General features: G+C 67.4%; 23 protein-coding genes. 15 read left to right on the forward strand and 8 right to left on the reverse strand.

The window, feature by feature from the left end; all coding sequences use genetic code 11:
• Nucleotides 1-10: 10 nt before the first annotated feature.
• The gene (gene tssK, locus HMPREF2886_RS32095; protein ID WP_033970737.1) at nt 11-1,342 is read right to left on the reverse strand and encodes a type VI secretion system baseplate subunit TssK; all 1,332 of its coding nucleotides are present in this window, start codon (nt 1,340-1,342) and stop codon (nt 11-13) included.
• A gap of 59 nt (nt 1,343-1,401) precedes the next feature.
• Nucleotides 1,402-1,878, reverse strand: coding sequence for a hypothetical protein (locus tag HMPREF2886_RS32100; RefSeq protein ID WP_033970736.1), 477 nt, complete (start codon nt 1,876-1,878; stop codon nt 1,402-1,404).
• Between the two features lie 209 nt (nt 1,879-2,087).
• On the opposite strand from HMPREF2886_RS32100, the gene tssB reads away from it, so the two are divergent.
• The 12 genes from tssB to HMPREF2886_RS32160 all read left to right on the forward strand — a co-directional run bounded on the left by tssB (nt 2,088) and on the right by HMPREF2886_RS32160 (nt 15,737).
• Nucleotides 2,088-2,633 (forward strand): type VI secretion system contractile sheath small subunit, encoded by a 546-nt coding sequence (gene tssB, locus HMPREF2886_RS32105; RefSeq protein WP_003089493.1) that lies wholly within the window; start codon nt 2,088-2,090, stop codon nt 2,631-2,633.
• A gap of 22 nt (nt 2,634-2,655) precedes the next feature.
• The gene (gene tssC, locus HMPREF2886_RS32110) at nt 2,656-4,140 is read left to right on the forward strand and encodes a type VI secretion system contractile sheath large subunit (RefSeq protein ID WP_003089494.1); all 1,485 of its coding nucleotides are present in this window, start codon (nt 2,656-2,658) and stop codon (nt 4,138-4,140) included.
• A gap of 73 nt (nt 4,141-4,213) precedes the next feature.
• Nucleotides 4,214-4,711 carry an Hcp family type VI secretion system effector gene (locus tag HMPREF2886_RS32115; RefSeq protein WP_003089495.1) on the forward strand — a complete coding sequence of 166 codons (498 nt, stop codon included), beginning with the start codon at nt 4,214-4,216 and terminating at the stop codon, nt 4,709-4,711.
• Between the two features lie 12 nt (nt 4,712-4,723).
• Nucleotides 4,724-5,149: a type VI secretion system baseplate subunit TssE gene (gene tssE, locus HMPREF2886_RS32120; RefSeq protein ID WP_033970735.1), complete on the forward strand. Its 426-nt coding sequence runs from the start codon at nt 4,724-4,726 to the stop codon at nt 5,147-5,149.
• Nucleotides 5,133-6,926 (forward strand): type VI secretion system baseplate subunit TssF, encoded by a 1,794-nt coding sequence (gene tssF / locus HMPREF2886_RS32125; RefSeq protein ID WP_033978330.1) that lies wholly within the window; start codon nt 5,133-5,135, stop codon nt 6,924-6,926. Before tssE ends, tssF begins: the two co-directional genes overlap by 17 nt.
• Nucleotides 6,890-7,906 (forward strand): type VI secretion system baseplate subunit TssG, encoded by a 1,017-nt coding sequence (tssG, locus tag HMPREF2886_RS32130; protein WP_058178344.1) that lies wholly within the window; start codon nt 6,890-6,892, stop codon nt 7,904-7,906. Before tssF ends, tssG begins: the two co-directional genes overlap by 37 nt.
• A 1-nt stretch (nt 7,907) precedes the next feature.
• Complete coding sequence (gene tssH, locus HMPREF2886_RS32135; RefSeq protein WP_039028217.1) at nt 7,908-10,457, forward strand: type VI secretion system ATPase TssH; 2,550 nt, start codon at nt 7,908-7,910, stop codon at nt 10,455-10,457.
• A 22-nt stretch (nt 10,458-10,479) separates the two neighbouring features.
• On the forward strand, nt 10,480-10,890 hold the full coding sequence (locus tag HMPREF2886_RS32140; RefSeq protein WP_052251837.1) for a Fic family protein: 411 nt from the start codon (nt 10,480-10,482) through the stop codon (nt 10,888-10,890).
• Between the two features lie 12 nt (nt 10,891-10,902).
• Nucleotides 10,903-11,937 carry a hypothetical protein gene (locus HMPREF2886_RS32145; RefSeq protein ID WP_070749142.1) on the forward strand — a complete coding sequence of 345 codons (1,035 nt, stop codon included), beginning with the start codon at nt 10,903-10,905 and terminating at the stop codon, nt 11,935-11,937.
• Between the two features lie 165 nt (nt 11,938-12,102).
• Nucleotides 12,103-13,146 (forward strand): hypothetical protein, encoded by a 1,044-nt coding sequence (locus HMPREF2886_RS32150; RefSeq protein ID WP_070749144.1) that lies wholly within the window; start codon nt 12,103-12,105, stop codon nt 13,144-13,146.
• Nucleotides 13,147-13,183: 37 nt separating this feature from the next.
• Entirely contained in the window at nt 13,184-15,190 is a 2,007-nt protein-coding gene (gene tssI, locus HMPREF2886_RS32155) for a type VI secretion system Vgr family protein (RefSeq protein WP_070749146.1), read from the forward strand.
• A 10-nt stretch (nt 15,191-15,200) separates the two neighbouring features.
• A complete protein-coding gene (locus HMPREF2886_RS32160) occupies nt 15,201-15,737 on the forward strand; it encodes a toxin-antitoxin system YwqK family antitoxin (protein ID WP_033970723.1) in 537 nt (178 codons plus the stop codon).
• A 22-nt stretch (nt 15,738-15,759) separates the two neighbouring features.
• On the opposite strand, the gene HMPREF2886_RS32165 is transcribed toward HMPREF2886_RS32160, so the two are convergent.
• Nucleotides 15,760-16,155, reverse strand: coding sequence for a DUF4280 domain-containing protein (locus tag HMPREF2886_RS32165; RefSeq protein WP_003089513.1), 396 nt, complete (start codon nt 16,153-16,155; stop codon nt 15,760-15,762).
• 275 nt (nt 16,156-16,430) lie between these two features.
• On the opposite strand from HMPREF2886_RS32165, the gene HMPREF2886_RS32170 reads away from it, so the two are divergent.
• Both HMPREF2886_RS32170 and HMPREF2886_RS32175 read left to right on the forward strand, forming a co-directional pair.
• Entirely contained in the window at nt 16,431-17,072 is a 642-nt protein-coding gene (locus HMPREF2886_RS32170) for a LuxR C-terminal-related transcriptional regulator (RefSeq protein WP_033970722.1), read from the forward strand.
• Nucleotides 17,073-17,272: 200 nt separating this feature from the next.
• The gene (locus tag HMPREF2886_RS32175; protein ID WP_170868894.1) at nt 17,273-18,478 is read left to right on the forward strand and encodes an ABC transporter substrate-binding protein; all 1,206 of its coding nucleotides are present in this window, start codon (nt 17,273-17,275) and stop codon (nt 18,476-18,478) included.
• Between the two features lie 416 nt (nt 18,479-18,894).
• Here the strand turns inward: HMPREF2886_RS32175 and HMPREF2886_RS32180 are convergent, their stop codons facing one another.
• The 3 genes from HMPREF2886_RS32180 to HMPREF2886_RS32190 all read right to left on the reverse strand — a co-directional run bounded on the left by HMPREF2886_RS32180 (nt 18,895) and on the right by HMPREF2886_RS32190 (nt 22,180).
• The gene (locus tag HMPREF2886_RS32180) at nt 18,895-21,210 is read right to left on the reverse strand and encodes a xanthine dehydrogenase family protein molybdopterin-binding subunit (protein ID WP_033970719.1); all 2,316 of its coding nucleotides are present in this window, start codon (nt 21,208-21,210) and stop codon (nt 18,895-18,897) included.
• Complete coding sequence (locus HMPREF2886_RS32185) at nt 21,207-21,677, reverse strand: (2Fe-2S)-binding protein (protein ID WP_003089521.1); 471 nt, start codon at nt 21,675-21,677, stop codon at nt 21,207-21,209. The genes HMPREF2886_RS32180 and HMPREF2886_RS32185 overlap by 4 nt, the downstream gene beginning before the upstream one ends.
• Nucleotides 21,678-21,943: 266 nt before the next feature.
• Nucleotides 21,944-22,180 (reverse strand): hypothetical protein, encoded by a 237-nt coding sequence (locus tag HMPREF2886_RS32190; RefSeq protein WP_003104944.1) that lies wholly within the window; start codon nt 22,178-22,180, stop codon nt 21,944-21,946.
• 293 nt (nt 22,181-22,473) lie between these two features.
• Here HMPREF2886_RS32190 and HMPREF2886_RS32195 point away from each other — a divergent pair, with 293 nt between their 5' ends.
• Entirely contained in the window at nt 22,474-22,716 is a 243-nt protein-coding gene (locus HMPREF2886_RS32195) for a DUF1654 domain-containing protein (RefSeq protein ID WP_033970717.1), read from the forward strand.
• A 66-nt stretch (nt 22,717-22,782) separates the two neighbouring features.
• On the opposite strand, the gene lldA is transcribed toward HMPREF2886_RS32195, so the two are convergent.
• Both lldA and HMPREF2886_RS32205 read right to left on the reverse strand, forming a co-directional pair.
• On the reverse strand, nt 22,783-23,934 hold the full coding sequence (gene lldA / locus HMPREF2886_RS32200; RefSeq protein WP_070749148.1) for an L-lactate dehydrogenase LldA: 1,152 nt from the start codon (nt 23,932-23,934) through the stop codon (nt 22,783-22,785).
• 96 nt (nt 23,935-24,030) lie between these two features.
• Nucleotides 24,031-24,951 (reverse strand): LysR substrate-binding domain-containing protein, encoded by a 921-nt coding sequence (locus HMPREF2886_RS32205; protein ID WP_033970715.1) that lies wholly within the window; start codon nt 24,949-24,951, stop codon nt 24,031-24,033.
• Between the last annotated feature and the right edge of the window lie 27 nt (nt 24,952-24,978).

Raw genomic sequence — 24,978 nt, forward strand, 5'->3', positions numbered from 1 at the left:
TCCTTCCTGTCTAGGTGTTGTCGCTGCCGTCGGCGACGAACAGCACGATCTGCCAGGGATTGCTGGCAACCCCGCTGACCGGCGCGACGATGCGCAGCGGCTGGCCGGCATCGAACCAGTCGCCGGCGCCCTGCACGACGAACAAACGGGTGTCGTCGCCGACGCTGTAGGCCACCTGTTCCTGGCGATTCATCGGCTGCCGCGCCAGCCCGCTCATGCGTTGCCGGGCGAGCAACGGCAGGTGCGGGTCGGAAGCGACGATGGCGCGCTCCAGCCAGTCAGCCGCCGCTTGTTCGCCGGCGCCGGCGGGCATCCGCAGGCCGACCACCAGGCGCTGGCGCGGCGCCGGATCGGGCAGGCGCACGGAAAATACCTGTTCCTCCTGCTCGAACGGCAGGCAGCGGTAGCCCGCGCGGATCGACTCGATGGCCCGCTCCAACCAGTCCAGCAGCGGCTCGTAGCCACGCCGCAGGTCGAGTAAGTCGAGCGCTTCGAAGGCCGGCACGCCGGCCAGCGGATCGAGCGCCGCCCAGGCACCGGCCAGGCCCAGCAGGCAGCCGTGCAGGGCCAGCGGCGAGGCCGCACGGCTTGCCAGCAGGCCTTCGACCTCCGGCAGGCGGGTCCAGAGCGCGGCAAGCTGGCGACGGATTTCCACCGCGTCGTCCTGGTTGCCCGCCTGCTGCGCCAGGCGCAGGCGCCCGCCGAGGAACAGCGCCTTCTCCCGGGCCCGCGCGCAGAGCGACTGCACGCGTCTGCCCAGGGGCGACTCCGGCAGGATCAATGGCGTCGGCGGGACGTAGGGCAGGCTGACGTAGGCGCCGCCCTCCTTCGCCACGCGCAGCAACGGCAGGCACACGGAGTCGGCCTTGCCGTCGTCGCCGACCAGCCGCAGCGACGCTCGCCAGACGGTGATCGGCTCGGGGTGCTCGCCACTGGCCAGGTCCGGCAGCGGCGCGCCGACCCGCGATTGCAGACGGCCCTTCAGCGGCAGCAACTGACCCGCCCGCCACAGCGGACTGACCGCCAGGTGGACGTTCAGCAGCGGCCCTTCGGCGGCCGCCAGCGCCGTCTCCAGGTCGAACTCCAGCGGCGCGTCGACACCAGCCTGCACGCTCACCGGCAGGCCGTCGGGCAGGATCGCTTCGAGGTGCAGGACCCGCACCTGGCCGGCGCACAGCGCCGAGGGGTCCAGTTCCAGGGCGGTCACTCCCCAGAACCAAGGGTTGCAGGCCTGTCCGATGCGCGCCGCCAGCGCCTCGGCACGCAATCCCTGCAACTGGAAATGCTGGGGAAGCAGTTGCATCCCTTCGTGCCAGCACACCGCGTCAGGCAGAACACTCATACGACTCCCCTTCGACGTCCTACGTTGTCGTGCACGACGGTCGCTCGCCTGCCCCTTCGCTAGCGCGTGGCGGGATCGTTGACCAGTCGCATTTCCCGGGTATCCAGACGCAGCCAGACGCGCTGCTGCTGGTCGAGGCGCAAGCGGTGCGCGCCGGGTGTGTTATAGCCGGCGAAGACCAAAAGTCCAGTTGCGCGGTCGCCGCGCAAGGGGAAGGACTCCGACTCGATGAACTGCCCCGGCACCAGTTCCAGGCTCCACACAGCGAACTGCTGCCGGTAGTCGCGGCGGTACTGCTCGCGATTGGCGAACCACTGGCTGGCCGGCAGTCCGGCCAGTTCCTTGAACAGTTCCGCATCCTTCACCGCGACGAAATCCACGGCGATCGGCGAGTCGTCGTTGGCGCGCGCGGCGACATCCAGGGTCAGCCGCTGCAACTCGACCCGCGGCGCGAAGAAATACGAGCAGCCGGCCAGCGCCAGGATCGCCAGCGCCAGGGAGGATTTCCGACATATGGTGAAACATCCGTGCTTCATGGGAGTCCAACGAAAATTTTATTTTGCAAATCCATAGACCTGTTCTAGCGTCTTTTGTAGTTCGTCGCCAGTGACGGACCAGAGGGATCGCCAAGGACAGGTTCTGCGCCGTTTTCCCTGTCATGCCTGTGATCCAGCAAGGGACTGCGATGATCAGGGCATCCCCCCCGATGCATTGCGCCCCCACCATTGCATCGGAGTCAGCCGCCATGGCCGAGAGTACGCAGCACAAGCTGGACCGGGTGCGCCCGCCGCGCGTGCAGATCACCTACGACGTCGAGATCGGCAACGCCATCGAGAAGAAGGAGCTGCCCCTGGTGGTCGGCATCCTCGCCGACCTCTCCGGCAAGCCGGATACCCCGCCGGCGAAGCTGGTCGAACGGCGTTTCGTCGACATCGACCGCGACAACTTCAACGAGATCCTCTCCTCCATCTCTCCCCGCGCCACCCTGCAGGTCGACAACACCATCAGCGGCGACGACAGCAAGCTGAACGTCGAGCTGCGCTTCAACCACATCGAGGACTTCGACCCGGTCAACCTGGTGAAGCAGGTGGTCCCGTTGCGTCGCCTGTTCGAAGCGCGCCAGCGCCTGCGCGACCTGCTGACCAAGCTCGACGGCAACGACGACCTCGACCAGTTGCTGCAGGACGTGGTGGCCAACACCGAAGGCCTGCAGGAAATCAAAGCGGCCCGCCCGGAAGCCGAAGCGGCCCCGGCCGGCGACAGCGAACCCCCGGCCGACCAGCCGGCCTGACCCTCTTCCCGGAGAAGCCGCCATGCCCAAGTCATCCGCCGCCGAACAATCCGGCGAGAGTTCGACCCAGACCCTTTCCCTGCTCGACGAGATCATCGCCAAGGGCCGCATGGCCCACGACGACAGCCAGCAGGACTATGCCCGCGACATGCTCGCGGAATTCGCCACCCAGGTCCTCGACGAGGGCATGGCCGTCGACAAGGACACCGTGGCGATGATCAACGACCGCATCAGCCAGATCGATGCGCTGATCAGCGACCAGCTCAACCAGATCATCCACCACCCCGAGTTGCAGAAGCTGGAAGCCTCCTGGCGCGGCCTGCACCAACTGGTGAGCAACACCGAGACCAGCGCGCGGCTCAAGCTGCGCCTGCTGAACGTCGGCAAGAACGAACTGCAGAACGACCTGGAGAAGGCGGTCGAGTTCGACCAGAGCGCACTGTTCAAGAAGATCTACGAAGAGGAATACGGCACCTTCGGCGGACACCCCTTCAGCCTGCTGATCGGCGACTTCACCTTCGGTCGCCATCCGCAGGACATCGGCCTGCTGGAGAAGCTGTCGAACGTCGCCGCGGCTGCCCACGCGCCGTTCATCGCCGCCGCCAGCCCACGCCTGTTCGACATGAACAGCTTCACCGAACTGGCCGTGCCGCGCGACCTGACCAAGATCTTCGAGAGCCTGGAGCTGATCAAGTGGCGCGCCTTCCGCGAGAGCGAGGATTCGCGCTACGTGTCGCTGGTGCTGCCGAACTTCCTCCTGCGCCTGCCCTACGGCCCGGAGACGCGCCCGGTGGAAGGCATGAACTATGTCGAGGACGTCAACGGCACCGACCACTCCAAGTACCTCTGGGGCAACGCCGCGTGGGTCCTGGCGCAGCGCATCACCGAGGCCTTCGCCAAGTACGGCTGGTGCGCGGCGATCCGCGGTGCGGAAGGCGGCGGCGCGGTCGAGGGCCTGCCGGCGCACACGTTCCGCACCAGCTCCGGCGACCTGTCGCTGAAATGCCCGACCGAAGTGGCGATCACCGACCGCCGCGAGAAGGAGCTCAACGATCTCGGCTTCATTTCCCTGTGCCACAAGAAGAACAGCGACGTGGCGGTGTTCTTCGGCGGCCAGACCACCAACAAGGCCAGGCTCTACAACACCAACGAGGCCAACGCCAACGCGCGCCTGTCGGCGATGCTGCCGTACGTGCTGGCGGCATCGCGCTTCGCCCACTACCTGAAGGTGATCATGCGCGACAAGGTCGGCAGCTTCATGACCCGCGACAACGTGCAGACCTACCTGAACAACTGGATCGCCGACTACGTGCTGATCAACGACAACGCACCGCAGGAAATCAAGGCGCAGTACCCGCTGCGTGAGGCGCGGGTGGATGTCAGCGAAGTGGCCGGCAAACCGGGGGCCTACCGCGCCACGGTGTTCCTGCGGCCGCACTTCCAGCTCGAGGAACTCAGCGCGTCGATCCGCCTGGTCGCCAACCTGCCGCCGCCGGTAGCGGCGTGAGCCCGCCCCCGCCGGCAGCGCCGGCGGGGCGCCCTTCCCGTTCCAGACAGCCCCTCTCCAGGAGTCAGATGCGATGGATGCGATCATTCTCGATTTCGGCAGCGACATCAAAGGCGACAGCCTGCTCGTCGGCTACGAAAACAAGATCGAAATCATGTCCTACAGCCACAACGTGGCGATGCAGGTCACCAACGACGTCAGCAACTCGGAGCGCACCTCCGGCAAACCCCACGTCGGCGAATTCACCCTCACCAAGTTCATCGACACCTCGACCCCGACCCTCAACGAGTATTGCTGCGCCGGCAAGCCGATCGCCGAGGCGACCATCACCATCGGCCGCAACGCCGCCGAGGGCAACGGGCAGATCATGCCCTTCATCGTCTACACCCTGAACAACGTGGTGCTCTCCAACGTCAGCGTCAGCGGCGGCGCCGGCGGCAAGCCGGTGGAAACCCTGTCGCTGAACTTCACCAAGATCAAGTGGGAGCTGACCGCGCAGAAGGACGACGGCACCAAGGAGGGCACGGCTGCCTCGACCTGGGACCTGGCCGCCAACCAGTTGGTCAAGTGACCGGGCGCCGACATGTCCGGAGTCCTGCCGCCGCTGTTCGAGCGCCTCAGCGCCGAGGCCGACGAACATCCCGCGTTCGACGACCGGGCGCTGGCCGAGTCGGTCCGCGGCGAGCTGCTGCGCCTGCTCAATACACGGCGTCCGGCGAATGCGCGCAGCGGCATCCTCGCCTACGGGCTCGCCGACTGGACCGCCGTGCAACGCCTGCGCGCCGAGGACCGGCGCCAGTTGGCGCGCGAGGTGCGGGCGGCGGTCGGGCATTTCGAGCCGCGCCTGCAACTGGCCGAGGTCGAGGTCGAACCTGACCCGGGCAATCCGCAGCGCCTGCGTATCCAGCTCGGCGGCAGCCTGCGCAGCGGGTCGCGCCTGACGCCTGCGCTATTCGTCATCGAACAGGGCAGCGATGGCCTCGAGGTGCGCCATGAGCGATTCGATTGATGCCGACCTGCTCGACTACTACCAGCGCGAGCTGACCTGGCTACGGCACGCCGGCGGCGCCTTCGCCGAGCGCTATCCGAAGGTCGCCCGGCGCCTGCAACTGGCCCCCGGCGAATGCCCCGATCCGCACGTCGAGCGTCTGCTGGAAGGCTTCTCGCTGCTCACCGCGCGCCTGCAACGGCGCCTCGACGACGACTACGCGGAGTTCAGCGACGCCCTCCTCGAACAGCTCTACCCCCTGGCGCTACGCCCGCTGCCGTCCTGCGCGATCGTCCAGTTCGAACCGGACCCGACCCAGGGCAACCTCGCCGAGGGCTACCGGCTGCCGCGCGACACCGCGCTGTTCGTCACCACCCGCGGCGGCGACAGCGTGCATTTCCGCAGCAGCGCCGAGGCGACCCTGTGGCCGCTGGCGATCGACGAAGCGACCCTGCTCGGCGGCGAGGAGGCGCAAGCCCTGACCGGAGTCGGCGCCGCCCGCTCGGCGTTGCGCCTGAGCCTGCGCTGCCTGGGCGAGTACCGCTGGGACGAGCTGTCGATCGAGCACCTGCGCATCCACCTGGCGGCTTCGCCGATGGGCTGCGCGATCCTCTACGACCTGCTCGCCGCTCATACCGTGCAGGTCATGGCGGGGGCGCCCGGCACGCCGCCGGCGGCGCTCTGCGGAATGCCGGCGATCGTCGGCTTCGCCGCCGACGAGGCGCTGCTGCCGGAGGAAGACGGCGGACATCCGGGCCTGCGCCTGCTCGCCGAGTACTTCGCCTTTCCCGACAAGTTCCACTTCTTCGACTTGCCGCTGTCCGGCGCGCTCGCCGACGGACAGGCGCTCTACCTGTACCTGGTCTTCGATCGCGCACCGACGGCACGCCTGCATTTGCAGGCGGAAGACTTCCAGCTCGGCTGCGCGCCGGCGATCAACCTCTTTCCGCGGACCTCGGAGCCGCTGCGCCCGGACGGCACCCGCAGCGAGTACCGCCTGGTCGCCGACAGTCACCGCGAGAACAGCGTGGAAATCCATAGCATCCGCGCCGTGCGCTCGGTTGCCGGGAGCACCGTGCAGCCAGTCCCGGCCTACTATGGCTGCCGCCACGACAGCCACCTCGGCACGCTCTACTGGCACGCCCGGCGCATCGCCGGGCTGACCCCGAACCGGCTGGGCAGCGACCTGCTGCTGAGCCTGGTGGATACCGGCTTCGACCCGTTGCGCGAGACCCCGGCCTTCAGCCTGACCGCCGAGCTGCTATGCACCAATCGCTATCTGGCCGAGCGCCTGGGTGCCGGCACCGCGCTGGGCTTCGAACGGCCCGGGCCGGTCGCCGCCGCACGCCTGCGCAACGCGCCCAGCGCGCAGAGCCAGCCGCGCCTGGACGGCCAATCGCGCTGGAGACTGGTCTCGCAGCTGACCCTCAACCACCTCTCGCTGGTGGAAGGTCCGCGCGCCCTCGAAGCCCTGCGGGAAATCCTCGCCCTGCACAACCTGCGCGACGACGCCAGCGCCCGCCGGCAGATAGAAGGCCTGCGGCAACTCGACTGCCAGCGGGTGGTGGCGCACGTCGGCGAGGATGCCTGGCGCGGCTGGCGCAATGGCCTGGAAATCCGCCTGCGACTCGATCCGCAGCACTTCGTCGGCGCCAGCGGCGTGCTGTTCTCCGCCGTGCTGGCGCAGTTCTTCTCGCTGTATGCCACCGCCAACCGCTTCGTGCGCACGGTCCTGGTGGAAGCCGACAAGGAGGTGAAGACATGGCAACCCCAGGCCGGCTCGCCGCTCTCTCTCTGAGTCAGCGGCTGCGCCGCACGCCGCAGCGCTTCGAACTGTTGCAGGCGCTGCTGCTGCTCGAACGCGAGCGTCCCCAGGCGTTGCCGCTGGGCACCGGCAACGCGCCGCGGGCGGAGGCCCTGCGCCTGCGCGGGCCGCTGCTGCCGCTGTTCGCCTCGAGCGAGGTGGAAAGCCTGCTCGACGACCCGCAGCAACCGGTGCTGTCCACCCCGGTGTTCGGCCTCGGCGGCCCCGACGGCCCGTTGCCCTATGCCTACCAGGAATGGCTGCAACAACGCGCCCGGCAGAAGGACCATGCCCCCGCCGAGTTCCTCGACCTGTTCCAGCACCGCCTGCTCAGCCTGCTCTACCGGGTGCTGCGCAAGCATCGCGTGGCGCTCGGTTTCGCGGTGCCGGCGGCGACCCCGGTGCAGGCGCAGCTACGTGCCCTCAGCGGCCTGTTGCCGAAAGCCCTGCATGAGCGCCTGGCGCTGCCGGACAGCGCGGTGCTGGCACGCACCGCGCTGTTCGCCGGCGGGCGTCGCTCCCTGGCCGGCTTCGCCGGCCTGGTGCGCCAGCACTTCGGCGTGGAGGCACGGCTGGACGCCTACCAGGGCGCCTGGAAGGAAATCCCCGCGGCCAGCCGCAGCCGGCTGCAACGCGGCGGGCGCAACCTGCGCCTGGGTCGCGACGCCATAGCCGGCACGCGCACCTGGGACGAACACGCCGGCATCGCCCTCAGCCTCGGTCCGCTGGATGCCCGCGAGGCCGCCCGCTTCTTCCCCGACGGCGACGCCCATGGCCAGTTGGCCAGCCTCGCCGCGCTGTACTTCGGCCCCGACCTGGATTGTCGCCTGAGCCTGCTGGTGAGCGGCGGCGCGCCGCTGCGCCTGGAGCGCGGTGCACCGCCCAGGCTGAGCTGGAACACCGGCCTGCGGCGCATCGAAGACGGCCAGCGGCAGCGCATCGATCTCGACCTGCGGCAGCCGGAGGTAGCCTGAAATGGAACTCGCCGCCCTCATCGGCCGCCTCAACCCGGACTGTCGCCGCGCCCTGGAGCGCGCCGCGCAACGCTGCCTGCAACGCACCCATCATTACGTAGAGATCGAGCACCTGCTGCTGGAGCTGCTGGACATCGACGGCGGCGACTTCGCCTGCCTGCTGCCGCGCTTCGGCCTGGAGCGCGACGCCCTGGTCGCCGAGATCAACCTGTCGCTGGAACTGTTCAAGGCCGGCAATACCCGCACTCCGGCGCTGTCCGCGCACACCATCGGCCTGCTCGAGGACGCCGTGGTGCACGCCAGTGTGCTCGGCCAGGCGCAGATCCGTTCCGGCCTGCTGCTGCTCGCCCTGCTCGACCGCGAGGAGCGCCGCGCCCTGTTGCTGAACAGCGCGTCGTCGCTGCTGCGGATTCCCCACGAGGCCTTGCAGGCCAACCTGCTGGAGTGGATCCAGGCCTCCCGCGAACAGCCGCCCGCGCCGAACCGTCCGGCGGCAGGCGGCGACAAGCCGGAAAGCGCCCCGGACCCGCTGCTCGACCAGTACACCCAGGACCTCACCGCCGAGGCCCGCGCCGGGCGCATCGACCCCATAGTCGGGCGCGACGGGGAAATCCGCCAGTGTGTCGACATCCTCCTGCGCCGGCGGCAGAACAACCCGATCCTGGTCGGCGCGCCGGGCGTCGGCAAGACCGCGGTGGTCGAGGGCCTGGCCCTGCGCATCGCCGCCGGCGAAGTGCCGCCGTCGTTGCAGGAGGTGATCCTGCGGGTGCTCGACCTCGGCCTGTTGCAGGCCGGAGCCAGCATGAAGGGCGAGTTCGAGCAGCGCCTCAAGGGCGTGATCGACGCCGTGCGCAACAGCGCGCAGCCGATCATCCTGTTCATCGACGAGGCGCACACGCTGATCGGCGCCGGCGGCGCGGAAGGCGGCAGCGACGCCGCCAACCTGCTCAAGCCGGCCCTGGCGCGCGGCGAACTGCGCACCCTGGCGGCCACCACCTGGCTGGAATACAAGAAATACTTCGAGAAGGACCCGGCGCTGACCCGGCGCTTCCAACTGGTCCAGGTCGAGGAGCCGGACGAGACCACCGCCGTGGAGATGCTGCGCGGCGTCGCCGGCAAGCTGGAACAGCATCACGGCGTGCAGATCATGGACGCGGCCATCGTCGACGCAGTGAAACTGTCGCACCGCTATATCTCCGGCCGCCAGTTGCCGGACAAGGCGATCAGCGTGCTCGACACCGCCTGCGCGCGGGTCGCCCTCGGCCAGCACGACGTGCCGCCGCCGCTGGAAAGCCTGCGCCACCGCGAGCAGGCGCTGGAAGAGGAGTTGCAGCGCCTGCGCCGGGAACAGGCCACCGGCCTCGACCACAGCGCGCGTATCAGCGCCCTGGAAAGCGAGTCGGGCGATAACCGCCGGACCATCCGCGAGCTGGAGAGCCGCTGGGACGAGGAACGCGAAGCGGTGCGCGAACTGCTCGACACCCGCCGCGAATTGCTGGCCCTCAGCGAAAGCGCCGACGCGGCCAAGCCCGACGAGGAACTGGACGGTCGCATCGACCACCTGGCCGCCGAACTGGCGCGCCTGGCGGCCGGCCTCGAAGCCATCCGCCAGGACGACCCGCTGGTTCCCGAGCAGGTGGACTCGCGTACCGTGGCCGCGGTGATCGCCGGCTGGACCGGCATCCCGGTGGGCAAGATGCTCGCCGACGAAGCCCACGCCATCCGCTCCCTGGCCCAGCGCATGGGCCAGCGGGTGATGGGCCAGGAGGCCGCCCTAGGCGCCATCGCCCAACGCATCCAGGCCTATCGCGCCGGACTCAGCGACCCGGCCAAGCCGGTCGGCGTATTCCTCCTCCCCGGCCCCACCGGCGTGGGCAAGACCGAGACCGCCTACGCCCTGGCCGACGCCCTCTACGGCGGCGAACGCAACCTGATCAGCATCAACCTCTCCGAGTACCAGGAAGCCCACACCGTCAGCCAGCTCAAGGGCGCCCCGCCCGGCTACGTCGGCTACGGCAGCGGCGGCGTGCTCACCGAAGCGGTGCGCCGCAAGCCCTATTCGGTGGTGCTGCTGGACGAGATCGAGAAAGCCCATCCGGACGTGCTGGAAGCCTTCTACAACGTGTTCGACAAGGGTGTGATGGAAGACGGCACCGGCCTGGTGGTGGACTTCAGGAACACCGTGATCCTCGCCACCAGCAACGTCGGCGCCGAACTGCTGCTGGACAGCCCCGCCGACCAGCTCGGCAGCGACGCCTTCAACGAACGCCTGCGCAAAGTCCTGCTCCAGGCCTTCCGCCCCGCCTTCCTCGCCCGCATGACCATCGTGCCCTACCGCCCGCTGGATGAAGCGACGCTGGAGGGCATCGTCCTGGCCAAACTGGAAAAACTGCGCGAGCGCTACAAGGCGGCGACCGGCAAACAGTTCGACTTCGACCCGGCCATCGTCAAGGCGGTACTCGCCAAGTGCAGTTCGGCGGGCGCGCGGGATATCGAGAATGTGTTGATGGCCCAGGTAACGGGGAAGCTGGCGGAGTGGGTGTTGGAATGATCATCAGCGAGAGGTTGCCGAGATGCCTTACGTATACCTGAGCGAAGCAGAGATAACCCAGATCAACCGTTCGGTCGGCGGTGTCACCACGATTAATGCGGGCGGCTTGACCGCAGCCGCTCAGGGGCCGGCCGCGGGTTTTGCCGGTGTCGACCTGCGTCCCACGCTGGCGGACAAGGCGGCGACCCTCATCATCGAGATATCCCAAGGCCACCCTTTCAACGATGCGAATAAAAGAACCGCTACCGAGGCCCTGGACCAGTTCATTAAAAAGAATCGCGGAGGCCGCGGCATCATCGGTGGGAAACACAAGGCCATCTATGTCGTCAATCAGTGCGCCGACCAGCATCCGGCCCTGACGATAAACAATGGAAAGCTCGTACCGGCGTTGACCAAGCTCATTCCGGCAGCCCAGCCCGGAGAGCCCGCCTGAGGTCAAACCATCATGTGCCACATCATATTGACCATCGCCAATGCTTATGACGAAGAAACACACCAGGGCGGAATCGCACTTTATTTCAAGCACATGTCAAGAGGCAGAGAGGTCAGGTGGTATGACGCGCACATCGAAAAAACAGACGAACTGAACTCAACGATCTCTTATAGGTTGATGTGCGCAACCTCCGATAGTCCTGTCTCCGACAACGTTTCCCTCTATGTCATCTCCCACAGTGTCGGCGGAACTTTCGCAGGCTTTCCCGCCGATCTCCTGGTGCCTCTGCTCAAGGGCTTCTTGAAATACACGGTCAAACTTCCAAAAGATCTCCCCGTGGAAAAGCTGAGCCTCATCGGCTGCGGTACAGCCCGTGGCGATGGCGGCGCCACGTATATAGCGAAAGTCGGAAGTTGCTGGAAGAGCGGTCACCCACTGAAGGTCGTTGCATGGCAGGCCTACGTCACGCTGTTCGACATACGCTTCCTGATAAAGCTCCTGGAGGACGATATCCAGCTTCACCGGGTAGTAGACGCCTACATCGCGGAGTGCCTGAAGTTCCTTGAAGGCAGCGTTTCCATACATGCGCGGACATTATCCGAAAGGCTGTCCAGCGAACTGAGCCAGACCCTTGCCCTGCATAAGAACTTCAGAGCCTTCACCAACATTTTCAACAATAGTGCCTCGTCCCGGCTCGAGGCACTCAGCGACCAAGCGATCCTGGCGCTCGTCGGCAAGAAAGTCGTAAAGCTTCCTACACCTGGAAATTACTTCTCCAACCCTCCCGAGGGCTGGGCAATAACCACCAGCCTGGAAACTTCCGGAGCACGGGGACAGCGCACATTCGGAGACTCCAGGGATGCCCTGGACCTGCTCGGCCCCTTGAACGCCAGCAGGCGTCACTTCATTCAGATGGCCCTGCGCCGATATTTCAGCGCAGCGCTAACCCGACTGGTCCTGCAGTACGTCGAGGACTTGTTCGAGTGGCAATACTTCCCGGCAAAAGCCAAGGTCTCGTTGCTTCGACATTCGGCCTATGAGCAATGAGCGCTATCGGGCAGGGACAGGCTTGAAATGCTTTGAAAGAACGCAAGCCTGCCCGGCACGGACGAGGCGAGGAAGCGGTATCGACAAGCCTGCGAAGCGGGTGCCGGGAATGGACATGGAAAGGAATCGAACAGCGCGTCAGGAACCTAGTCGCAGGTCCGGATCATGAGCCGCTACAACCGCATCCTCTACATCATCGTCGGAACGCATGGCCATCACGAGTGGGACGAATTTGCCACGGCGATCCAGGGAATGGCGCTGTCGGACAAAGGCAGGGCATATCCCGTCGACCGGAGCAACCACTCCTCGCTGCCGCAGATGCTGGAGGGCTACAACAACCCGAAGTATCCGAAAGCCATCGCACTGCTGAAGCTCGAAATCGAAGAGGTCATCGGCGGCGCCGATTTCGCCTTCGTCTCCGACTACGTCTGGGCCACGCACAATTGCGGAAATCCGGGAAAGGTGGTGCTGCTGGGGCATGGTTCGCTGCTGGCCGAGATCGGCGCCTATGCCGATCTGCAGAAGACCTCCTACCTGCAGGTCGCCCAGAGGACCTTCATCGAGACCGTTTTCCCGGACTGGCCGCCAGCGCAGCCGGCCAACCTGCCCCCGAACCCCGACGGCAACCGCCTGGGGCTGAAGACCGTCGCCTTGAAACAGTGCTACGCCGCGCGCACCCTACTGGCCTATGTCAACAAGGACCCGTCCGGCAACTCTCATTCGGCGGCCGCCGGCTCGGCCGCGGACATCACCGCGCAGACCTTGCGTGACAAGGGCTGGGGAGGCACCGGCATGACGCTGACGGCCTCGCCCGAATACAACATCTTCAGCCCCGATAGCGCCGAGATACGGATGTCCACGCAGATGCCGATCGTCGAAGGCGGCAGCTCCGGCCAGACCATCACGTTCCCCGGTTCCCACACGGTGACCACCGACTCGGGAGCCGCCCATGTGAAGACCCGCCTGAGGGTCTTCACCCCGGACGGCACGGCGACGAAGAAGAACGGCGACGACTACTGGAAGGCGGATGCGGCCTCCAGCGTGCTCTACCCCTCGCACTGGATCAGGACGTACAGCTTCCCTTACTGGAGGATCTACCTTCCCGAGTACGTCACCGCGAACCCGTCCGCCAATTCGATCACCTGCGTCGCGCCGGGCAACGCGCTACACCTGAAGAAGACCGAGCTGAAGGTACGTATCGTTCTCTGAACGCCATTTCCCAGGCCGCCTGGGCACAGGAGCGTCGATGCCCCGTTCCACCGATGAAACCACCAGCCTTTCGCTGACCGCTGCCGCATTGGGAGCGCTCTTCCCCGAATCCTTCTCCGGCGAGGAACACCTCGGCCGGCTCGGCCAGTTCCAGCTTCACGGCGTGACCGATGAGGCTCCAACCCTGGACGGCGCCATCGCCACCCACCTCACCGCCACCCTGCACGACGACGCTGGGCTGCGTCCGCTCGACGGCCTGGTCGCGGAGGTCCGCCAACTCCCCGGCGATGCCAGCGCCGAGCGCTACCAGGTGCTGTTGCGCCCCTGGCTCTGGTGGCTGACGCTGGCCAGCAACAACCGGGTGTTCCAGAACCTCGCCACCAGCGACATCGTCACCCAGGTCTTCGACCAGCACGGCTTCAGCGACTACCAGTTGCAGCTCAGCGGCAGCTACCAGCCCCGCGAATACTGCGTGCAGTACGGCGAGAGCGACCTCGCCTTCGTTTCGCGGCTGCTGGAGGAAGACGGCATCTTCTGGTTCTTCACCCATGCCGCCGGCAAGCACACCCTGGTGCTGGCCGATAGCAACGACGCCTTCCCGCCGATTCCCAACGGCCCGCAAGTGGCCTACCTGGGCCAAGGAATCGGCGTGCGCGAGTTGCAGGGCGTGCGTTCGGCGCAGTACAGCCTCCAGGCGGTATCCGGGACCTACAGCGCCACCGACTACGAGTTCACCACCCCGGGCACCTCGCTGTACTCCCAGGCCGAGGCGGTTTCCGGCGCCGCCGGCGTCTACCAGCACCCCGGCGGCTACACCGCCAAGGCCCAGGGCGACAGCCTGACCAAGCAACGCATCGACGGCCTGCGCAGCGAGGAAACGCGCCTGATCGGCGAGAGCGACTGCCGCTGGCTGGTGCCCGGCCACTGGTTCACCCTCAGCGGGCATGACGACGATTCGCTGAATATCGACTGGGTGCTGACCTCGGTCACCCATGACGCCAGTCACGCGCACTACCGCAACCGCTTCGAGGCGATCCCCAAGGCCACCGCCTACCGCCCCGCGCGGGTCACGCCCAAGCCGCGCATGCACACCCAGACCGCCCTGGTGGTGGGCAAGGCCGGCGAGGAGATCTGGACCGACCAGTACGGCCGGATCAAGCTCCAGTTTCCCTGGGACCGCGACGGCAAGAACGACGAGACCTCGTCGTGCTGGGTGCGCGTGGTGCTGCCCTGGAGCGGCAAGGGCTTCGGCATGCAGTTCGTGCCACGCATCGGCCAGGAAGTGATCGTCACCTTCATCGACGGCGACCCGGACCGCCCGCTGGTCACCGGCTGCGTCTACAACGGCGACAACGCCCTGCCCTACGCGCTGCCGGACAACCAAACGCAGTCCGGGATCAAGACCAACTCGTCGAAGGGCGGCGGCGGTTTCAACGAGCTGCGTTTCGAGGACAAGAAGGACGCCGAGGAAGTCTTCCTCCAGGCGCAGAAGGACCTCAACGTCAACGTGCTCAACGACAGCACCGCCAGCATCGGCCACGACGAGACCCTGACGGTGCAGAACGCCCGCACCCGCACGGTGAAGGAAGGCGACGAGACCGTCACCCTGGAGAAAGGCAAGCGCACGGTGACCATCCAGACCGGCAGCGACAGCCTGGATGTGAAGGACACGCGCACGGTGACGGTGGGCGCCGACCAGACCCACAGCACCGGCGGCAACTACAGCCACAAGGTCAGCGGCGACTTCGAGCTGACGGTAGACGGCAACCTGACCATCAAGGTCAACGGCACCCTCGCCCTGCAAAGCGGTGGCAGCCTGACCCTGAAGAGCGACGCCGACCTCGTCGCCCAGGCCGGCACCTCGCTGACCAGCAAGGCCGGGACGTCGCTGACCAACCAGGCCGGCACCTCCCTCGCCAACAAGGCCGGCACGAGCCTGACCAACGATGCCGGCGTCAGCCTGACCAACAAGGCCGGCGCCGAACAGACGGTGGACGGCGGCGGCATGCTGACCCTCAAGGGCGGCCTGGTAAAGGTCAACTGAGGAGAAGCGCATGGCGGCATCCGGCAAGCTCGACCTGGTCCGTGGCGACAGCCATCTCGCCGGTAGCCTGCTCGACGGCAGCCTGGAAGGCCCGTTGCGCATCGACGAGCACGACAGGCCGCAGGCCAGCCTCGGCTACCGGCAGGGCCAGTTGCACGGCGCCAGCACCCTGTTCCATCCCAACGGCAAGGTCTCCGCGCAACTCGCCTTCGTCGACGGCAAGCTGCACGGGCCGGCGAGTTTCCATGCCGCGGAAGGCTGGTTGCAGCGCAAGGCGCACTACCGCAACGGGCTGCTCCACGGCGAAGCGCTCAACTATTTCGCCAACGGCCAGGTGGCCGAGCGCGAGCATTACCGCGACGGCGTACGCGACGGGGTCTACCAACGCTTCCATGGCAATGGCCAACTGGCCTTCGACGGACGCTACCTGAACGGCCAGCTACTGGACGGCGCCCAGCCGTTCGCCGACGACGGCCGGCCGCTGGACAGCGAGGGCAAGCCCATGGCGCGCTGGCGCTGGTGGTGGAGCAGGCTGGCGGAGCCCTAGGCGCGCATCGGCCAGGCGGCGCTCAGGGAATCAGCATCTGCACCTGTCCCGGCACGCTGATCTTGATCACCCCGCCCCAGGTGCAGATCAGCGTGCCATTGGCGTCCAGCGCGGGCATCCCGCCCAGCAGCAGGGTCGGCGGACCGCCGGGGATCCACGGGCTGGCGGTGGCGGGAATGCACGGCATCGGCGTCAGTACGCCGAGGGCGGCGGCGGTGGCGGCGGCCACCACGGGGTTGGCCGGGCTCTGGCAGAGGCCGAAGGTGGGAATGTTCAGCAGCGGGATGTGGTCCATGATGTTCGCCGCCGGCATCCCGCTGGTCAGGGTGCGGTTCTGCGGCAACACGTTGAGCACCGTCGGCGCCGCCCCGAAGCTGCATTGCAGGGTGGCGCCGGCGCAGACCTGCGGGCAGCCCATGCCGTCCTCCCGAGCGCGATGGCGTTGTAGCAGGATAGACCAGCCCATCGCGCTCGCCGTGGGGCTGGCTGCTGTTTTTCTGACGAATGCCCGACATGCGTGTCGCCAGCGGCGCTAGAATTCCGCTGTCATGCGGGGCGGAGCCCCGCGACAGGGATCGACGAAAAAGGATTTTCGGCGGATCGAACGGTGCCCGCAGCGCCCTCGCCGGCCGGCCTGCGGCCGGTCGATGCAGGGGTTGCCGCACCCTGGCCGCCCCCAAGGACGGGACGACAATGCCTAGCACAAGAAGCCTCCCCGCGCGGGTCATCGTCGCCGATGACTATCCCCTGTTCCGCGATGGCCTGAGACGGGTCGTCCGCCGCTACCTCCCGCAAGCCGCCGTGAGCGAAGCGGGCAGCTTCGACGAGGTGCTGCGCCTGGCCTCGAGCGTCTCGTCGGAACCTCCCGCCCTCTTCGTCCTCGACCTGCTGCTCCCCGGCTTCGCCGCCTCCCGGTCCATCGAGCGCTTGCGCCGCGCCTATCGGCACAGTGCAATCGTCATCGTCTCGATGCTCGACGACCCGCGCCTGGTGGACGAGGTGCTGGCCGCCGGCGCCGACGGCTACCTCGGCAAATCCCTGGAGGCCGGGGAGATCGGCACGGCGTTGCAGACGCTCGGCAGCGGCGAACCGGTGGTGCGCCTGCGCGGCGGGTCGAGCGCCGGCAGTCGGCAACGCGCCCGCCTGGACGCACTGACCCCACGGCAGCAAGCGGTACTGCGGCTGATCGCCGATGGCCTGTCGAACAAGGAAATCGGCCGCGCACTGTCGATCTCGCCGTTCACCGTGCGCGTGCACGTTTCCTCGCTGCTGCGCGCCCTGGAGGTGAACACGCGGACGGCCGCCGCGGCGCTGGCGGTGAAGGCCGGCTTCTAGGCAGGTTCTAGGCGGCCGTACCCGGAGTTCCCGCGCAACCATCCGAGAATGCCGAAACGAGAAGTCTGCCGCGATTTTCCGCGAAGTCTCCTCGCAGCGCTGAAGCCCGTCGCGGCGGACCAGTCCCATCCATGAGGGGCGCGCCTGCGCGCCGGCCTCATCGGGAGCGGCGACGCTCGTTTTCAGCAGAGGAACGGCACATGATCGACAGGGTGAAGCCGCTGATGGCGGCATGGGTTCTGGTCTTCGCATCTTCTTCGTTCGCCGGCGAAACGGCGGGAAAATTGCCACGAAAGCCAGCTCTAGGGCCGGAAACCGCGGGGGCGACCCTGGTCATTCCCGGCGAGACCGACAGGCTCGCGTCGCTCTACGCCCGCGCACGGGGCGAAGGCGGCAAGGTGGTGCTCTGGGCCGGCGGCGACGCGCCGAACCAGATGGACTGGTTGAAGACGGCCTTCGAGAGCCGCTTTCCCGGCGTGATCCTGGACGTCACGGTGGACCTTTCCAAGTTCCACGACCTGCGCATCGACCAGGAACTCGCCGCCGGCACCCTGACGCCGGACGTGGCGATGCTGCAAACCACCTTCGATTTCGACAAATGGAAGGCCCGCGACGTGCTGCTGCGCTACAAGCCGGTCGGCTTCGCCCGGCAGAAGAAAGGCTACGCCGATCCCGACGGCGCCTATGTCACGGCCTACAACAACGCCTTCGTGCCGACCTACGCTTCCGTCCTGCTGCCAGCGGAGCGCTATCCGACGCGCTTCGCCGATTACCTGAAGCCGGCCTTCAAGGGCAAGCTGGTGCTGACCTATCCCCATGACGACGATGCGGTGCTGTACGTCTACGACAAGCTGGAACGGCGCTACGGCAGCGGGTTCCTGCGCGCCCTGGCGGCGCAGAAGCCGAACTTCCTGCGCGGCACGGCGGCACCGGCGGCCTCGGTGGGCACCGACTCCATCGGCTCGCTGGGCAACCTGACCGGCTATGCGACCGACAGCGATACGCCGGCCGGCTACTTCATCCCGACCGACGAGCCGTTCATCGTCTGGAACCAGCGCGCGGCGATCTTCAAGGCCGCCCGTCATCCGGCCACGGCCAAGCTGCTGCTGTCCTACCTGGGCTCGGCCGAGTTCCAGTCCAGCTACGGCGGCTGGCGTGCCCGCGCCGACGTCGGCGAAGCGCCTGGGTTGCCGCCACTGGAGTCGCTGAAGAACGTCGACGTGCACGATTTCACCCGCTGGATGGCCGATCGCCAACGGGTGGCCAGCCTGCGCAGGCACATGGCGGAAATCTTCGGCCCGGTACGCGGCGAGTCGCCGTTGCGCGACCCGGCGCTGATGAGCCTGCTGGGGCTGACGGCGAACGATATCGTCGCCCTGCCCGAACCGGACCTGCCGATCTACTGAGCCGCCATGACGGCCTCGCGCACGGACGACGCGGGGTCGTCGCTCCTGGAGAATTGCGCATCCGGCTTCGATGGCAAGCAGGCGGCCTGGAGCGGCTGGGAAGACCCTCATTTCTTATAAAATACTTTTAATAAACTATTCATCTTATTGATTAATAAGAAAAATAAAATACTAGAATTCACTTTAAGTTGAGACGACAAGGCGGCGCATAACGCTGCGCGTTGTCCGCCCTGGCATCCGCTTGCCGCCTCCGCTGCGCAGGGCGAACGAGGCCTCGCGCGTTATCCGCCGACAGGCCTCTGCCAGGGAGGGACGGCGGCCCGGAAAACTCTTCTTCGACAACGACTTCCACGTAGAACCTGATCCATCGCCTGCGCTCGCGCGAACTCACGCAGGCGACGACCAGGACGAAGGACCTAGGCCTTCCGCCACCCCTGCAACTGATTGCGGATCGGCAACTCGCGGATGCGCTTGCCGGTGGCGGCGAAGATCGCGTTGCACAGCGCCGGCGCTATCGGCGGCACGCCGGGCTCGCCGACCCCGCCCAGCGGCAGGTCGCCGTCCGGCTTGAGCAGATGCACCGACACCGCCTTGGGCGCCAGCGGCATGCGCGCCAGCTCGTACTGGTGGAAGTTGTCCTGCTGGACCTTGCCCTCCTTGAAGCTGATCTCGCCCAGTGCCGCCAGGCCCAGGCCCATCACGCAGGCGCCTTCGAGCTGCGAGCGGATGCGCTCGGGGTTGATCTGCGGACCGCAGTCGGCGGCGATGGTGGCCTTGTGCACCAGCAGCGCGCCGTCGTCCTTCACCTCCACCTCGATCACCACCGCCACGTAGGTGACGAAGCTGTAGTGCGCGGCGATTCCCCGCGCCCTGCCCCTGGGCAGCTCGCCGCCCCAGCCGGACTGGCGCGCCGCCTCCTCGATCACCCCGCGCAGGCGGCCGACATCGAGCGGATAGCGTTCCGGCGACTCGCCGTAGTTCCAGCCGTCACCGAGTTCGGCGGTGTCGATCCGCCGCGCCGGGCCGAGCAGCTTGAGCAGGTAGTCCTTCGGGTCCTGGCCGGCCTTTGCCGCCAGTTCGCCGACGAAGCTCTGGATGGCGAAGGCATGGGGGATGTTGGAGACCGAGCGGAACCAGCCGACCCGGGTGTGCGCCGCTGCCTCGGGGTTCTCCAGGCGCACGTTGGGGATGGCGAACGGCAGGTTGGTCAGGCCCATGCCCAGTTCGAAGGCGCCCTGGTGCTTGCTGTCCGGGCCGAACAGCGCGGTGATGCTCGGCGCCACCGAGCGATGCAGCCAGGCCTGCGGCAACCCGTCGGCACCGAGCACGGCCTGCAGGCGCTCCACCGAGACCGTGTGGAAATAGGAGAAATGCAGGTCGTCCTCGCGGGTCCACTGCACGCGCAGGTGGCGACCGGGGAACGCCTTGGCCAGGATCGCCGCTTCGAGCACGTAGTCGGGCTTGGACTTGCGGCCGAAACCGCCGCCGAGCAGGGTCACGTTGACCGTGACCTTGTCGAACGGCAGTTCAAGGCGCTCGGCGATGCGCTCGCGGGTCACTTGCGGCGCCTGGGTCGGGGCCCAGACCTCGCAGGCACCGTCCTTGTACCAGGCGGTGGAGACCGGCGGTTCCATCGGCGCCTGAGCCAGGTGCGGCAGGTAGTACTCGGCCTCGACGATATCCCCGCCCCTGGCGAACAGCGCCGCGGCATCGCCGCTGTCGCGCACCACCTTGCCCGGCTTGCGCGCGGCCTCTTCCAGTTGCTTGCGGTAGGCCGCCGAGTCGTAGCCGCCGTTGACCCCGGCGTCCCACTCGACCACCAGCGCCTCGCGTCCCTTGATCGCCGCCCAGGTGTTCTGCGCCACCACGGCGACCCCGCCCAGCGGCTGGAACTCGGACGGGATCGGCCGGCCCTCGATCTCGATCACCTTGACCACCCCCGGCACCTTCAGCGCCGCGGCGGCGTCGTAGCGCTTGAGCTTGCCGCCGTAGACCGGCGGCCGGGCGACCACTGCGTAGAGCATGTCGTCGAAGCGCGCGTCGAAGCCGAAGCCGGCGCGGCCATTGACGATATCGGCGCCGTCGATGGCGCGCGCCACGTCCTTGCCGATGTAGCGGAACTGCTCGGGTTTCTTCAGCAGCAGCTTGTCGCGCGCCGGCACTTCGAGGCCCGCGGCGGCCTCGGCCAGCTCGCCGAAGGACAGCGAACGGCCGCTGGGCGCATGCAGCACCTTGTTCTGTTCGGCGCGGCACTCGCCCAGCGGAACCTTCCACTGGTTGGCCGCGGCCTGTTCGAGCATCTGTCGCGCCGCCGCACCGCAGCGGCGCATGGGTTCGAACCAATGGCGCATGCTGCGCGAGCCATCGGTGTCCTGGTTGCCGTAGCGCGCTTCGTCGCCGGGCGCCTGGATCACCTTGACCCGGCTCCAGTCGGCCTCAAGTTCGTCGGCCACCACCATCGCCAGGCTGGTGCGCACGCCCTGGCCCATTTCCGAGCGGTTGCAGACGATGCCGACCGTGCCGTCCCGGTCGATGCTCACGTAGATCTTCGGGTTGTCCACCCAGCCGTGGGGCATGGCGTCGGCGCCGAAGGCCTTCTTCTCGGCGGCCAGGGCGTCGCGCCAGCCCCAGTTGGCAGCCACCAGCAGCACGCCGGTGGCGCCGACGCCCTTGAGGAAACCGCGGCGGCTGAGATTGCCGATGACCAGGTCGTCGGGGAACGAGCGCTTCATGCCTTGGCCTCCTGCAACTTGGCGGAGGCGTTGTGGATCGCCGTCTTGATCCGGTTGTAGGTGCCGCAGCGGCAGATGTTGCCGGCCATGGCCGCCTCGATCTGCTCGTCGCTGGGCGCGGGGTTGCTCTTCAGCAACGCCGTGGCCGACATGATCTGCCCGCCCTGGCAGTAGCCGCACTGCGCCACGCCGATGTCCAGCCAGGCCTGCTGGACGACTTCGCCGACCTTGTCGGTGTGCAGGTGGTCGATGGTGGTGACCTTCCTGCCCTGCGCCAGGCTCACCGGCGTGATGCAGGAACGGGTGGCCTGGCCGTCGATATGGATGGTGCAGGAGCCGCACAGGCCCATGCCGCAGCCGAACTTGGTCCCGGTATAGCCGACGACGTCGCGGATGGCCCAGAGCAAGGGCATATCCTCGGTGACATCGAGCTGATGATCCTTGCCATTGAGGTTCAGGGTAATCATCGGTGCACGCCTTTTCTGGTTTCTGGTTATGAAGTCGCACGGCGACTGCGCCGCCCTCCATGGGCGCGGCGAGTCTCTCATCGGACTGAAGGGAGATTATTGGCGAGAGGACTGCGGCGCATAACCTGGCAGAACTGAACGTATCGTTGAATGGAATTCAACGATACCCAAGCCGGGCGGGAATCGCCCGGGCGAGGCAGCATTCCCGGTGGCCCGCTCCTCGCCGCTTCGCCGGAAAGCGAGCGACTCAGCCAGGGGAAACGGCGCTAGCCGCGCCGCACGCGCAGGCGCTCGGCGTGGTAGATCAACGGCCCATGCTGGTCCTCGGCACCGCTGGGGTCGTCCAGCAGCACGCCGGTGATGCGGCCCTGGCGGAACAGCAGGCGGATCGCCAGCAGGTTGGCCCTGGGGTCGCCCTTGAGATCATGGAGGGAACGCGGGGTGTCGGCATCCAGCTGACAAAACACCGATTCGAGCAAAACATCGGAAGGTTCTAACGCCATGCAGTCGTATCCGTCGAGAAGTACCGGTCACCTTGCCTTGCACTGGGTGCCGGTCAAAGCCCATCCCTGGAAAAACGCCTTTCCGCGCATTGAAACAATGCGCAACGATTTTCCTCGCGACGCAGTGTCGCCTACCGCCAGAGCCGTTGCCAAGAGCCGTACATCCCTGCGGCGTGCCCCTGCGACAACGTTGCAATACTTTCTTCACACGAGTTCCGCTACAAAGGTATCTCGCCGGAACCGAGGGTTCCTTGTCCACCCACCCATAACCGAGAAAGCAAGCGGAGGCACCCATGAACCACACTGCATCGATCCCCGCCCTGCCCACGGCCTATGACCTGCTGAACACCCGCATCCAGCGCATCATCCACGCCCCGGCTGCGCAACAGGCCTGCCAGGCCTGCATTTCCCGATTGCCCGGCGAAGACGAGGGCGACTGGGCCCACCTGCTGGAAAGCTTCGACCGTTCCAACCAGTGGCTGCTCGACCCGCAGTGCGACGGCAGCATCGTCCTGCGCTGGAGTTCCGCCGCCTGATCCTGTTTGCCGCGCGGCCGTCGAGCCGCGCGGCCTCCGCTCTTTCCTCCCCTTCGCCGTTCGCGGCTATCGCGGATAGCTTCCCGGCAACAGGATGTCCCGGCCGACCTCGCGGATGTCGGTATGGCCGCAGAAGGCCATGGTCAGGTCCAGCTCGCGGGCTATGATCTCCAGCGCCCGTGTCACTCCGGCCTGCCCCAGCGCGCCCAGCCCGTAGAGATAGGGACGGCCGATCATGGTCCCGCGTGCACCGAGGGCGATGGCCTTGAGCACGTCCTGCCCGGAACGGATGCCGCTGTCGAGCCAGACCTCGATGCGCTCGCCCACCGCCTCGACGATCGCCGGTAGCGCGCTGATGGTCGAGGGCGCGCCGTCCAACTGGCGTCCGCCATGGTTGCTGACGACCAGCGCATCGGCGCCGGAGTCGGCGGCCAACCGCGCATCCTCGGCATCGAGAATGCCCTTGAGTACCAGCTTGCCGCCCCAGCGCCGCTTGATCCATTCGACGTCGCCCCAGTTCAGCCGCGGGTCGAACTGGCGGGCGGTCCACTCGGACAGTGAGCCCATGTCGTCGACGCCCTTGACGTGCCCGACGATGTTGCCGAAACCGCGACGCCGGGTGCCGAGCATGCCCAGCGCCCAGCGCGGCTTGCTGGCGATGTTCAGCAGGTTGGCCAGGGTCGGCCGCGGCGGCGCCGAGAGACCGTTCTTCAGGTCCTTGTGGCGCTGGCCGATGATCTGCAGGTCGAGGGTCAGCACCAGCGCGTCGCAGCCGGCGGCCTTGGCCCGCTCGATCAGGCGTTCGATGAAATCGCGGTCGCGCATCACGTAGAGCTGGAACCAGAACGGCTGGCCGACTTCCGTGGCGATGTCCTCCAGGGAACAGATGCTCATGGTCGACAGGGTGTAGCGCACGCCGAACTCGGCGGCGGCGCGGGCGGCGAGGATCTCGCCGTCGGCATGCTGCATGCCGGCCAGCCCGGTGGGCGCGATGGCCACCGGCATGGCCATCTCCTGGCCGAGCATGCGGGTGCGCAGCGAGCGGTTCTCGATGTTCCGCGCGACCCGCTGGCGCAGCTTGATCGCGGCGAAGTCGTCCTGGTTGGCGCGGTAGGTGCCTTCGCTCCAGGAACCGGAGTCGGCGTAGTCGTAGAACATCCGCGGTACGCGCTTGCGCGCCAGGCGGCGCAGGTCTTCGATATCAGTGATGACGCTCATGCAGTCCACTCCTTCGGGGGTGGCTGGATGGTAGAGCGCGACGCACCGCCGCAGGCGGAATAATTGTCGGCATCGGCGGAAGGAAATTCCGCCGCTTCAGTCGTCCGCCGCCGGAAGGAATTCCCTGCCCTGGGCCACCGCCTCGCGGCAGATCGCCGCCAGCCAGGCGGCGAAACGCTGGCTGGCCGGCGAGGCCTGGTGGCTGCGCAGGTGGTAATGGTGGGTCGGCGCCGAACGCAGCGGGAACAGCGCCACCAGCCGCCCCTCGGCAAGCCAGGCGCGCGCCAGCGACGGTCGCGCGAGGGCCACGCCCTGGCCGTTGGCGGCTGCCTCCAGGGTCATGCCCAAATCGAGCAGGCGCGGCCCGGCGCAGGGCTCCGGCCAGTCCAGCCCGGCCACGCGGAACCACGGCTGCCAGGGCTCCAGCGGCGAGCGCAGCAACGGCAGGCCGGCGAGCATGGCTGGCGTCCAGGGCCGCGGCAGGCCGAGCAGCAGCCCCGGCGCGGCCATCGGTAGCACGCGCTCCTCCAGCAGCCGCTCGCCGGCCGCCACGCCATGGCTGTCGCCGCGCACCTCGACGTCGGCGAGCGGCAGGTCCTGGCCGTCCGAAGGACTCGACAGGAGAATCTCCAGCTCGATTTCCGGACAGGCCTCGGCGAAGGACGCCAGGCGCGGGATCAGGATCTGCCGGGCGAAGGTCGGCGGCGTGCGCAGGGTCAGCCGCTGCTGGCGCTGCACCTGGCGACGATGCAGCGGAACCGCCGCGAGCTGGGCGAGGATCGGCGCGATCTGTTCGAGGTACTCGCGGCCGTGGGAGGTCAGCGCCAGTGAGCGGCCGTCGCGCTGCAACAGGCTCACCCCGAGCATCCCCTCGAGACCGGAAACCCGCTTGCTGGCGGCGCTGCCGGTGATCGACAGGAGTTCGGCGGCGCGCTCGAAGGTACCCAGCCGGGCAGCCGCTTCGAACGCCTGCAACGCTTCGATGGAAGGAAAACGGAAATCGTCGGGATTGAGCATGGGGCAGACTTTACCCGCTGCCCGAGA

Source organism: Pseudomonas sp. HMSC066A08 (genome assembly GCF_001813025.1).
In the GTDB taxonomy this organism is placed as follows: Bacteria; Pseudomonadota; Gammaproteobacteria; order Pseudomonadales; family Pseudomonadaceae; genus Pseudomonas; species Pseudomonas aeruginosa.